Below are 12,258 nucleotides of genomic sequence, written 5' to 3'. Positions count from 1 at the left end.
TGGTCTGATGCGGCTTAAGGTTTCCGGATCGCGCGGAGTTCGCCAAGCGGTTGCCCCAGGCAAGGCCGATGGTGGAGGCCAAAGCAGCCAGTACCAGCCCTCCAAGCATGTCCGTCAACCAGTGAATCCCCATATAAAAGATTGAAAACACTATAATCAATGAACAAGCTGAAGCAAACCAACCCCAGCGCCGGTTCCCTGAACGGATCGCCAAAATAGCCATCGATACGGAGACCGAAGTGTGGAGGCTAGGAAAGCAGTTATTCAGACCGGACAAGGGGCGGTAAACCTGTTCGAAATTTGGAAAAACCTCTAGCATATAAAAGATAGCCCCTGACGGCGGATACGACCATACCTCGTTCACCGGGAACAGCAAATAAAAGGGGACCGCTGCCAGATAATTGAGGATCACAGTGCAACAGGTCGCATAAAGAAACGGCAGACGATCATCGGACGCATAGATTCCCAGCGATGCAAGAATTAACGCCTGCAAGATGACTAGATAGAAGAAAGCTGTTATTACCGTTACAGTCGTTGAGTGAAACAAGCTTTGAAACGTTGAAACGAAATGTCCCTCAATTCCAAATACCCACGGTGTGAAATCGGTATGAAAAGGAAGATGATCTTCTAGGATCAGTTCAAACTTATTTATCAGCAACACGCCAACCATCAGAAGTAAAAGCCAAAGCAAATGTTTTGATTTGATCAGTTGCTGCAATAGGGAAGTAACGGCATGCCATGGCGAGCGGAGCGTGTTCACCCAGACCATGATGATGACGGAAATCCCGGTCAGCCACGAGATGCCGGACATGGAATGATCCATCGTGCGAGAACGACCTCCTCATGATGATGTCGATTGGACTAAGTCTAACTTACCATGAATGGAGGCCGCCGTAAAACCTTAAGTTATTTGCGGCCAAGATTTACGCCAATCATGCCGCCGATCGCACCGATGACAAACCCCGGCAGGATATATCCCCATTCCCGGAGCCCCAATGACGTATCTAGAGCCAAGAAGCTGATCAGCAGCAAGATGAGCACGTACAGTGCACCGGTCAGAGCGCCTTGATACCATCCCTTCTGTTTGGCACGTTTGCCGGAGACGATCCCCCCGAACAAGACGGCAACAGCATGCACCAGATACGTGTACATCGACAGTTCAAACTCTTCAACCATTTCGCCTTGCAACAATAAAGATAGAATCAATGCGCCGATCATCATCCATAAAAATCCATACCACAACCCTGCAACGGTGGGCTGGGACATACGCATCCCGAAAATTCGGCGGATCAAATGCATCGTGGTCAGCCTCCTGTTTTCCATGTCTTCGACAGACGTTTTACCACATTTTATGGTCAAGCTAACTCGGATAGACCTACTTGGCCCAATTGAGTTAGGAAGATTCATGTAAGCCTCCCGGATTTTAACCTGTGATCTTTCGCATGGAACGGGAAGGCGGCGGTCAGAATACCAATACCATGTTTTGTGCGAACTTGTAACCAGAGGAGGGATTGGCGTGGTCGAGCATGTGGCAAACCATGTTTTCCGAACCGTCCTGATGTATTTCTTGGTATTCGGAGTCATGCGGATTATGGGAAAAAGAGAAATCGGCGAGCTGTCGATCTTCGACCTGGTCATCTCGATCATGATCGCAGAGATCGCCGTTTTTGCCCTGGAAGATATCAATCGGCCGATTTATGACGGAGTCATACCGATGTTGACCCTGCTGCTGATTCAAATCGCCATCGCCTTGCTGTCGCTTCGCTTCCGTAAAATAAGGCTGTGGTTTGATGGCGAGCCCAGCGTCATTATCCGAAACGGGAAAATTAACCGGGAAGAAATGAAACGCCAGCGATACAACTTAGATGATTTAATGATGCAGCTGCGCTCGCAGCAGATCGACAGCGTTGCCGACGTCGAGTTTGCCGTGTTGGAAACGAGCGGGCAGCTTAGTGTGATTCCCAAAGACAAATCCGAAGGGGGAGAGCAGCCTTCCCAAAAGAAGGATGCCAACCTCTCGGCAAAAATCAAATATGAAGCACTCCCGCTGCCGCTCATTATGGATGGCAAGGTAAACGACGAGAACTTGCGCAAAATCGGAAAAACCCGCTTTTGGCTGAAAAATCAGATTCAAATGAAAGGCTTAACGGATTTCAAGCAGGTGTTCTTTTGCAGTATCGATCATAATGGAAAGCTGTATATCAATGAGATGGACGCAAAACAATAACCTTCGTTATTTCCGAAACCATTTGCCTAGGACAGGCAGCCGCTTAAGGTCATGGAGATCAAACAATCCCATGATTCCGGCTAGAGCTAAATACAGCAATCCGGACAGGGAGGCCGCCATCAAGAACTGCCAGCCCATTTGAGAGCTCAGGACGAGGTTCTTATATAAATAGTCCGCGGCGGCGGCCATGATGATCATCGCCGCTCCAACCTTGAGGATATCCAGGTAAGGCATACGATAACGCAGTGATTTGGACACACCGACAGCATGCATGACGGTCACGATGATAAAGTTGATAATAATCGCGATAATTGCCCCGTAGATGCCTAGTGCCGGGTTCGAGGCCAGATAGAAGATTAAGGTGATTTTGATGATGGCCCCAACCAGTGTGTTAATGAGTGCGCGGCCCGGCTTATCCAACGCTTGCAGCGTGGCCTGCAGCGGCGTTTGGATATACAGCAGAAGGGCGAAGGGGGCCATGATTTTGAGCATGCCTCCGATCGTGCCATCGTTGTACACAAGCCGGCAGATCGGGTCAGCCAACACGAACATGATCGCGGCGAACGGAGCGCCGGTGACCAGCGCAAGCCGCAAGGATTGATGGAGACGCAGGTGGATCGTTCTGGTGTCGCCGCGTGCCTGCGCTTCAGCCAGCGAAGGGACAAGCGAGACGGCGAGCGACGAAGTTAACGCTCCCGGCAGCAGCAACAGCGGGATGATCATCCCTTGCAGCGCCCCGTATTGGGAGGTCGCAACGCCAACTCCTACGCCGGCGATCGCCAAGCTCCGCGCGGTTGTAATCGACTCCAGCAGGTAGGAGAGCGAGCCGACCAGACGGCTGCCGGTAACCGGAATGGCGATGCGCAGAATTCGGCGCAGGTTGGCGTGGAACGGATAGGCGGAGGAGGCGGATGTTTCCTCATTCGGGTTCACAGCATTGGCAGGGCTCACTGCTAGATTGCCGGGTGTAGAGCCTCCCAGCCGCTCCCTCCGCTTCAGGCGGTGATACTGCCAGAGCAGGACCCCCATGCCTACGATCTCGCCGGCAACAACACCAAGCATGGCTCCTGCAGCCGCATAGGCGATGCCCATCGGGAGCATGAGATACGAGAACCAGAGGACGCCGATAATTCGGGCCACCGTTTCCATGATGGACGACACCGCCGAGGGAATCATATCCTGCTTCCCTTGGAAATATCCGCGGAAGACCGAAGAGACTGAGACGATGATGATCATCGGGCTCATTGCGATAAAAGTGTGATAAACCCGGGCATCGGTCAGAATGTAACGGGTCACCCATGGCGCGCCAAACAAGCAGAGAAACGTAAACAGAAAGCCGGCTGCCGTCGTAAATACTAAGCTTGTCCGTAAAATCGACACCGAGCGCCCGGGCTGACCCGAGGATTCTGCTTCGGCCACCAGCTTGGCTACAGCGAGCGGAATGCCGCCGGTAATAATCGTTACGAGCACGAGAAAAAAGGGATAACCGAGCTGATACAGCCCTACGCCTTCGGCCCCGATCACGCGGGGCAGCATGATGCGCGGAATGAAGCCCAGGAGGCGGTTTACGATCCCAGCCACAAGCAGGATCATCGTACCTTGGATAAAGGTTTGCTTATTCAATCGAAACTCCACTCCCCCGGCAGCACTTTGGTAACTTCCTACATACGCGATGCTTATAGAAATCAGCTGCCTTATAAACTCGTAAGCGAGGCGTACAACCTCTCACTTCATGGATATGACAGACCTGTCCCGGTTCATGACTTGTCTTTTTCACAAGATTCGAAAACCAAACAACTCTTGTAAGCAGGATTCGGAGATTTAGGGTAGAATGTAATAAGACGGGTTTTCGAAGGAGGCTTGAAGTATGGCTGAAGAACAAATGACGGACCAACAACTAAATGAGGCAATCGAAAGCTTGTGTCGCAGTAAGGCCGAGGAGTTCCGGCTGATCGGGTACGAGCATGTGACCGGACCTGACATTTGGGAATGTATCAGCCATAAATACGAGAAGGGGGGAATCCCTCCCTTGTACCAATTGGTGAATGACATTCTTTCTTTGAAAGTCACCCAGTTTATGAACTATATGACGATGTCCGCCTTTCGGGGATCCCGTTTGGATTAAATGGGATCTTTTTTTGTGCCGGTCGTTAATCGAATTGACAATTTTAGATAAATTGACTGGTTTTTCGGCCATCGCTATAATAGGAATATTGAGAATTTGAAAGGGGAAAGAAGTACGGGATGAAAAGAATTATCACATTCATAACCGTCGTGGTTGTCTCGTTTGGCATCATGGCTTGGACAACCCCCGACCTATTAAAGAACGTACGTCTCGGCCTTGATCTGAAAGGCGGCTTTGAGATTCTATATGAAGCCAGTCCGTTGGAAGGCGGAGGTCAGGTCACGAAGGAATCCTTAATCCAAACGGCCAAGAGCCTGGAGGACCGGGCGAACAAGCTGGGAACCAGCGAGCCGGAAGTCACGACGGAAGGCACGAACCGGATCCGCTTGAAGGTGGCCGGCGTTACCGATGAAGAAACAGTGCGCAAGACGATGAAGGAGCCGGCTTCGCTGACGTTCCGCAGTAAGGACGGCACGGAGAAGAACGCGGACGAATACAACAAGATCGAAATGATCGGAACCGATTTCGCGGAAAATGGTGCCAAACTGGAATTCACACAGATGAATGAACCGGTTGTCAGCATTAAAGTGAAAAACAAAGAAAAGTTCGCTGAAGTCACCAAACGTTTGCTGGGACAACCCCTGGCGATTTATATGAACGATGAGCTGGTCTCCGCTCCGATCGTTCAAGCCGTTTTGACCGACGGGTCCGCACAAATCAGTGTGGGCGGCGACTTGGAGAAGGCGAAAGAGCTGCGCGACAAGATCAATCTTGGCGCCCTCCCGTTGAAGCTGACGGAGAAATATTCTCAAAGCGTCGGCGCGACGCTCGGTAAGCAGTCACTGGATCAGACGATTGAAGCCGGCCTGATTGGCTCTCTTTTCATTCTGCTGTTCATGGTCGGGATGTACCGGGTGCCTGGGCTAATTGCCTCGTTTACCCTGATTGTGCATACCTGGCTGCTCATTCTCGTGTTCGTCTGGGCAGACTTTACGTTAACTCTTCCAGGGATTGCGGCTATCATTCTCGGGATTGGGATGGCGGTGGACGCCAACATTATTACCAATGAACGGATTCATGAGGAAATACGGGCCGGCAAGAGTATCATGTCTGCGGTCAAAGCAGGGGACAAGCATTCTCTCCGTACAGTGCTTGATTCGCAGATCACGACGATTATCGTTGCGGCCGTGATGTATGCGTATGGTACGGGGGCCGTTAAAGGCTTTGCCTTGGTGCTCATCGTGGAAATCGTACTTAGTATCGCCACGAATATCTATCTCGCCCGTTTCCTGCTGAACCTGCTGCTCAAAGCCGGCAAGCTGTTGAAACCGAAGTATTTCGGTGTGAAGGAGCGTGACATTCGTGAGCTTTAAGAAGAACCTGGATTATATACATCTGAGTAAATACTTCTACACCCTTTCAATCGTCTTGACGATTGCCGGCATCATTTGCTTGGCGTTCTTCGGTTTGAACTATAGCGTAGATTTCAAAGCAGGGTCTAATGTGGATATTTCCCTGTCCAAGCCGCTGACGGCCGATCAAGTCCGCCCGATCTTGAAAAATATGGGGATCGAGGAGAATGAAGCGAGCATCAGTCCTGGACAAGACCGGATGAATATCCGATTTACGCAAGTATTAAGTGAAGAGAATGACGCGAAGCTGAAAGCGGAAATTGCCAAATTAGACGATAAAGCTTCGTTTGAAGTGAATACGGTTGACCCGGAAATGGCGAAAGAACTGGCGCGCAATGCAATTTATGCCGTGTTGATCTCCTGTATCGGGATTATTATTTACGTTGGCATCCGGTTTGAATGGCGGTTTGCTGTGGCTGCGATCATCGCGCTGCTGCATGACGCTTTTATGGTCATTTCCGTCTTCTCGATCTTCCGGCTCGAGGTTGACTTGACCTTTATCGTCGCTGTACTTACGATTATCGGCTATTCGATTAACGATACGATCGTTATCTTTGACCGGATTCGCGAAAATCTGCGATTTGCCAAAACGAAAACTCGTCAGGACCTGATCAATCTGGTGAACGTGAGCGTATCGCAAACGATTATGCGTTCCTTGTATACCGCGTTGACGGTGTTCGTGGCGGCCTTCTTCCTCCTCATTCTAGGCGGAGAGTCGATCCGGATGTTCTCGCTTGCGATGGTAATCGGCCTGTTGTTTGGGGCGTATTCGTCTATCTTTATCGCAAGCCCGCTCTGGTTCCTGCTCAAGAGTAAGCAAAAGCATAAACCGGCTAAAGCTTCCTGAACGGCCGAAATGTCTGATTGAAGCACCCATTCATTCGCTGAATTAAAGCTAGAGCCGCGTCTTCTGACGCGGCTTTCGTAACTTGTCCGCTTTTACGTGCATCAGGAGGGGGATTATGACACGAGAACAAGCTGTTATTCCGGCACCGACAGCATGGCCCGGGATCGTTGGGGATCTTGTCCTGGCCGTGTTTTTGGGGACGGTTGGTCTGCTGTACGACAGTCTGGCATTGCTGGCCGGGGCATTATATTCTGCGTACGATGTTGCGGTTGGCGTCGCCGCGAGACTGTCTGTACCGGGAAAAAGGCGTTTGCGACTGGCCGGTTCGTCCGCAAGCAAAGCGACGCCTGAGCCGCTGCCGGCGATTTTCTTCTCCGTTTTTTTGTTGATGGGCACCGTTCAACTGTGGATTGCGTCCATCACTGACATGGTTGAGGGCGACACCACTCCACCGGAGACTTTCGTTTTGGCAGCCGTGCTCCTATCGATGGCTTTGCGGGAAACGTTGTTTCAAATCAAGTTGCGTATTTCCCGCAGGAAGTCGGATCAGGAGTTGCAGCTGATCGTCGAGAAGCACCGTCATTCGTTGTTCTCATCTGTAGTTGTTCTCGCGGGTGTGTTTGGGGCGATGGGAGGGCAAGCCTGGGATGTGCCCGTCCTGGCGTATCTTGATCCGGTTGCCGCGATCCTTGTCGCCTTACATGTGATGATCCAAGTCTATCGGCTGGTGAGACGCTCCATCTACGGACCGGTTCGGACGGAGGTACGCGAAGAGGATGCTGCTACCTTCATCGAGACGGTACAGCGGGTGCATGGCGTGATTACAGTAGATGATTTGAAAGCGCAGGAGAACGGACATTATGTGACCGTGACCGCCAAGATTAGCGTAAATCCTAAGCTTACCGTTATGGAAGCCAACGATATCGCCAATCGGGCCAAAATGCTGCTGCTCAACCGCTTTTCCCATGTCACTGACGTTCGGATTCAAGTCGGGCCTTACGAGGCGGGGTATCCTTATAAGAGCAATACCGATGCTGATAGTGATTTGCCGAACTTGCTGCAGTAAGCTGGCCCCGGGATAGAACCGACAGGAAGAAAGAAGGTGACGTTTTTTGCTTCATGCCAAATATCGCTGGACACAGCTTCCCTATGACGAAGAGGCTGCCAGACGGCTGGCCGGCCAGCTGAATATTTCCCCTTTGCTGGCGTCTTTGCTGGTGACGCGGGAGATGGAAAGCCCTGAGAAGGCGGAGCTCTTCTTAAGAGGAAGCCTTGCCGATCAACACGATCCCATGCTGCTCAGCGGCATGAAAGAAGCCGTACCGCGCATCCGCCGTGCGGTGGAAAATGGGGAGCGGATTTTGATATACGGGGATTATGACGCCGATGGGGTGTCATCGACGACTTTAATGATCTACCTGATGAGGCATCTCGGTGCTACATATGACTACTACATCCCGCATCGAACGAAAGAGGGATATGGGCTACATATTCCGGTGCTGGAGCATTATCACAAGAAAGGCTTTACGCTGATCGTGACGGTAGATACGGGGATCAGCGCCGTTGAGCAGGTGGCCTACGCCAATGCGGTGGGCATGGACGTGATCGTCACTGACCACCACGAACCGCCGGCGGTTTTACCGGAAGCGTACGCTTTGATTAACCCCAAGCTGCCATACTGCACGTATCCGTTTAAAGGACTGGCCGGGGTGGGGGTGGCGTACAAGCTGGCCCAAGCGCTCCTGGGGGAGGACACCCCCATTGCTTGGACCGAGCTGGCCGCGCTGGGGACGATTGCTGACCTGATGCCACTGACCGGAGAGAACCGGATGATCGTCAAGTCCGGTCTGGCATCGATGGAGCGCTCGGCATTTCCGGGCATGACGGCATTGCTCGGAACCTCCGGCTGGTCCAGCGGGGAAGTTACTTCGACAGCCGTCGCCTTCGGGTTGGCACCGCGGATTAATGCCAGCGGCCGCATGAGCCACGCCAACCGCGCCGTCGCCTTATTGACGGCGGAGAACATGGAAGAAGCCGAGGCGATCGCCGAGGAGCTGGATGTGCTGAACAAGGAGCGCCAAATAATTGTCGAGGATATGGTGCAAGAAGCGCTTCAGCAGCTGGAAAGCCAGGAGCAGTCGGAAGGGCTGCCCGACGTGATTGTGGTGGCCGGCGAAGGCTGGAATGCCGGCGTTGTCGGGATCGTCGCCTCCAAATTGCTGGAACGGTATTATCGCCCGACCATCGTGTTGGGAATTCATCCCGAGACCGGGGAGTGCAAAGGCTCCGCCCGCTCAATTCCCGGCTTTGACATCTATGAAGCCTTAACCGATTGCGCCGACCTGCTGGACCACTTTGGCGGACATCCATCCGCTGCAGGGATGTCCCTAAGCCGGGAGCGATTGGAGGAATTTGGCCGAAGGCTGAATGCTTTTGCCGCCGGGCGGCTCACGCCGGAGCATTTCGTGCCGGTCCTGGAGACCGATTTGACTTGCTCTTTAAAAGACATTACGCTGCAAGCAATCGAACAACTCCAGCAACTGGCTCCATTTGGCATGGCAAACACCTGTCCCAGGCTGCTTCTTCGTGGCCTAAAGCTGCTGGAATGCCGCCAGATGGGCAAAGACGGCAAGCACTTGAAGCTGATTCTTGGCCAAAACGGTAAAACCGTAGAAGCCGTCGCGTTTGGCAAAGGTGAATTGGCCCCGTTGCTGTCGGAAGAAGCTCGGATCGATATCGTTGCGGAAGCCAGTGTCAACGAGTGGAACGGCTCGCGCAAGCCGCAGCTCATGATCCAGGATTTAGCGGTGTCTCATCTGCAGGTGTTTGATTACCGCGGCTCCCGGAATCCATCGCAGCTGCTCGAAGAGCTTCGAGGGAAGCTGGATAAGCTGCCCGCCTGCGGTTCGGGAGCGTCGGCTGTCGTCGTAAATGAAGGTTCCGCATTTTTCCATACCCTTGATTTGAAGGAGACCCCGATTTGGGTATATGATAAGAACGTTGGCGTGCGTCCTGGGAACGAGCTCGCGCAAACCGCTGGGATTCACGCTGCGTCGACATTGTTCGTCCTGGAGCTTCCGGATGCACCGGAGAGCTGGACTGGGATGGTATCCGCTTTTACCGGTCTGGAGCGCATCTATATGCTGCATTCGCTGCGTGCGCCCCAAGAGCGCATCGAGCCGCCTTCTCGCGATCATTTCAAGCTCGTGTACAGCTTGATCTATCGGGGAGCCGGCCAAGGGCTTCCTGAGGAAGAACTGTTGGCGGCGCTTGTGAAGCGTACCGGTTGGTCAAAGCGGATGGTTGAGATGGCGCTTGGGGTATTCGAGGAGCTGGGATTTATTATTCGGGCATCCGGGATGATTCGGATCCATCCGTCTCCTTCCAAGCAGGCCTTGGAAACGTCAAGCCGTTACCGGGAGCTGGGACTGCTGGCTGAAATCGAACAGATGCTGCAGTACGGCCGGGTGCCGGAAATTACGGAATGGATGCTAACCCATATTCAGGGAGCCTCATAAATGTTTTGTTCTGAAACTTAGAAATGATTTGCACGCATTTGAACTAGGAGGAGATTGGTTTGGATTTTAAAGAGTACATCCGGGTGATTCCTGATTTCCCTCAACCGGGCATTAGCTTCAAGGATATTACGACGTTGCTCAATGACGGTAACATGTACCGCAAGGCGATCGACGAACTGAAGCAGCGGGTATCTCATTTGAAGATCGATTTGATTGCCGGCCCTGAAGCCCGCGGTTTCGTTGTGGGTGCGCCGCTGGCTTACGCGCTTGGCGTCGGGTTCGTACCGATCCGCAAGAGTGGGAAGCTGCCTTACAAAACGATTGAGGTGGAATACGACCTGGAATACGGCAAAGACCGGTTAGCGATGCACAGCGATGCGGTAAAGCCGGGGCAAAACGTGCTGATTGCGGATGACTTGCTAGCGACTGGGGGAACGATCTCAACCTCTGTGGATCTGGTTCGTCAACTAGGAGGGAACGTCGTTGGTACTGCCTTCCTGATTGAGTTAAGTGAGCTGGAAGGCCGCAAGAAGCTGCCGGGAATTGAAGTCTTTTCACTCGTGCAATACGAATAAAAATAGATCCCATACAAAAGGGGCTGCTGCCACGTATCACATGGCAACAGCCCCTAATTTGTATAGAAGAGTGAGCTTAATGGGCCGCTTCTTCGTTATCGTTGCTTAACTTCAGCACTTGAATGAGCTTGAAGAACAGGCTAAGCACAATGCCAACGATCGTTGCCAAGGCCATACCCTTCAGCACGACGTTACCCATGGTCAGTTGGGTGCCGCTCAGGCCGATGACCAGCACAACGGTGGTCAGCAGCATGTTGGTAGGCTTGGAGAAATCCACCTTCTGCTCCACGAAGATCCGCAAGCCCGAGGCGGCGATAACGCCAAACAGCAGCAAGGATACGCCGCCCATAACCGGATCCGGAATATTAGCGATGATTGCCGAGAACTTCCCGGAGAAGGAGAGCAGGATGGCAAAGATCGCCGCACCCCCGATCACGTACACAGAAAACACGCGGGTTAATGCCATGACACCAATGTTCTCCCCATAGGTCGTGTTCGGCGTGGAGCCTACAAAACCGGAAAGAATCGTGGAGATCCCGTTCCCCATCAGCGACCGGTGCAAGCCCGGGTCCTTGGACAAGTCCTTGCCCACAATGTTGCTCGTCACCAGCAGGTGGCCGATATGCTCCACGATGACGACCAGCGCGACCGGCACGATCGAGATGATGACGGAGGTATCCCATTGCGGGGTTGTGACCGTCGGCAGGGTGATCCACTTCGCTTGTTCGATCGCTGAGGTGTCGACCACACCCATGAATAAAGCTAGAACATAACCAACGACGATCCCGATCAAGATGTGAATAATCTTCGGAAAGCCGCGGAACAAGACAGCGCCAAGTACCGTAACGACTAACGTCACGAGCGACAGCGTGATGGACGTTCCATCTGGCGTCCAGCCCTCCGAGCCATCGGTGATCCATCCGGCCATGCCGGCTGCGACGGGAATCAGCTCCAGGCCGATCAGGGCAACGATAGCCCCCATAGCGGCTGGTGGGAATACGACGTCGATCCACTTCGTGCCGGCGTATTTAATCAGCAGCGCAATCAGAACGAAGATCGCGCCGGTGACGATAAACGCGCCGAGAGCCAAAGCGTAGCCGTTCCCCGGATGAGTCTGGAGAACCGCCTGAACCGGTGCGATGAAGGCAAAGCTGGAACCCAGATAAGCAGGGATTTTCCCTTTGCAGATGAGGATGTACAACAGGGTACCGATGCCGTTCATCAGCAGGATCATGCCGGGGTCGACGCCAAACAGGTTAGGCACCAGCACCGTGCTTCCGAACATGGCAAATAAGTGCTGCAGGCTTAACAGCACGCCCGGTCCGAACGGGACTTTCTCATTCACTTGAATTTCACGTTGCAACGAGTTCACTCCTCTATAGATACGTTCATAAGATAACTATCCTTAATAGGATAATGACATTGGCGACAATTTTCAACATAAAAATACTTGACTTTTGTTTTTCTTTCCCAGGTAATCCCTTCATCGGCTGGTCGGTCTACCCTCCCGAAGGCAGGCAGATCTTGCCGGGATGCTGTCCGTGCAGCGAAGAC

Annotated in this window: 12 protein-coding genes; 7 read left to right on the top strand and 5 right to left on the bottom strand. The window is 52.7% G+C overall.

The window, feature by feature from the left end; all coding sequences use genetic code 11:
• Together POTG_RS08455 and POTG_RS08450 are read right to left on the bottom strand one after the other, a co-directional pair.
• Positions 1-823: phosphatase PAP2 family protein (locus POTG_RS08455; protein WP_083791442.1), on the bottom strand; the 823-nt coding region annotated here is incomplete at its 3' end.
• An 83-nt stretch (positions 824-906) separates the two neighbouring features.
• Positions 907-1,299 (bottom strand): TIGR04086 family membrane protein, encoded by a 393-nt coding sequence (locus POTG_RS08450; protein ID WP_009224415.1) that lies wholly within the window; start codon positions 1,297-1,299, stop codon positions 907-909.
• A 259-nt stretch (positions 1,300-1,558) separates the two neighbouring features.
• Between POTG_RS08450 and POTG_RS08445 the strand changes: the two genes are divergently transcribed.
• The gene (locus tag POTG_RS08445; RefSeq protein WP_050769728.1) at positions 1,559-2,227 is read left to right on the top strand and encodes a DUF421 domain-containing protein; all 669 of its coding nucleotides are present in this window, start codon (positions 1,559-1,561) and stop codon (positions 2,225-2,227) included.
• Positions 2,228-2,233: 6 nt separating this feature from the next.
• On the opposite strand, the gene spoVB is transcribed toward POTG_RS08445, so the two are convergent.
• Positions 2,234-3,850, bottom strand: coding sequence for a stage V sporulation protein B (spoVB, locus tag POTG_RS08440; protein ID WP_009224413.1), 1,617 nt, complete (start codon positions 3,848-3,850; stop codon positions 2,234-2,236).
• A 244-nt stretch (positions 3,851-4,094) separates the two neighbouring features.
• On the opposite strand from spoVB, the gene POTG_RS08435 reads away from it, so the two are divergent.
• The 6 genes from POTG_RS08435 to POTG_RS08410 all read left to right on the top strand — a co-directional run bounded on the left by POTG_RS08435 (position 4,095) and on the right by POTG_RS08410 (position 10,704).
• Complete coding sequence (locus POTG_RS08435; protein ID WP_009224412.1) at positions 4,095-4,352, top strand: post-transcriptional regulator; 258 nt, start codon at positions 4,095-4,097, stop codon at positions 4,350-4,352.
• A 119-nt stretch (positions 4,353-4,471) separates the two neighbouring features.
• Positions 4,472-5,725, top strand: coding sequence for a protein translocase subunit SecD (secD, locus tag POTG_RS08430; protein WP_009224411.1), 1,254 nt, complete (start codon positions 4,472-4,474; stop codon positions 5,723-5,725).
• On the top strand, positions 5,715-6,611 hold the full coding sequence (gene secF, locus POTG_RS08425; RefSeq protein WP_050769721.1) for a protein translocase subunit SecF: 897 nt from the start codon (positions 5,715-5,717) through the stop codon (positions 6,609-6,611). Before secD ends, secF begins: the two co-directional genes overlap by 11 nt.
• 115 nt (positions 6,612-6,726) lie before the next feature.
• A complete protein-coding gene (locus POTG_RS08420; protein WP_009224409.1) occupies positions 6,727-7,677 on the top strand; it encodes a cation diffusion facilitator family transporter in 951 nt (316 codons plus the stop codon).
• A gap of 46 nt (positions 7,678-7,723) precedes the next feature.
• Positions 7,724-10,129, top strand: a complete 2,406-nt coding sequence (gene recJ, locus POTG_RS08415; RefSeq protein WP_009224408.1) for a single-stranded-DNA-specific exonuclease RecJ — start codon at positions 7,724-7,726, stop codon at positions 10,127-10,129.
• Positions 10,130-10,188: 59 nt separating this feature from the next.
• A complete protein-coding gene (locus POTG_RS08410; RefSeq protein ID WP_009224407.1) occupies positions 10,189-10,704 on the top strand; it encodes an adenine phosphoribosyltransferase in 516 nt (171 codons plus the stop codon).
• 76 nt (positions 10,705-10,780) lie between these two features.
• Here the strand turns inward: POTG_RS08410 and uraA are convergent, their stop codons facing one another.
• Positions 10,781-12,067 carry a uracil permease gene (uraA, locus tag POTG_RS08405; RefSeq protein WP_036644729.1) on the bottom strand — a complete coding sequence of 429 codons (1,287 nt, stop codon included), beginning with the start codon at positions 12,065-12,067 and terminating at the stop codon, positions 10,781-10,783.
• Between the two features lie 5 nt (positions 12,068-12,072).
• Positions 12,073-12,258 (bottom strand): hypothetical protein (locus POTG_RS24740; protein WP_232282253.1); only part of this gene is annotated, 186 nt, incomplete at its 5' end.

Origin of the sequence: Paenibacillus sp. oral taxon 786 str. D14, assembly GCF_000159955.1 — a bacterium.
GTDB classification, from domain to species: domain Bacteria; phylum Bacillota; class Bacilli; order Paenibacillales; family Paenibacillaceae; genus Fontibacillus; species Fontibacillus phoenicis.
Note: the sequence above shows the minus strand (reverse complement) of the source record. Positions and strands in the feature narration are given on the sequence as shown.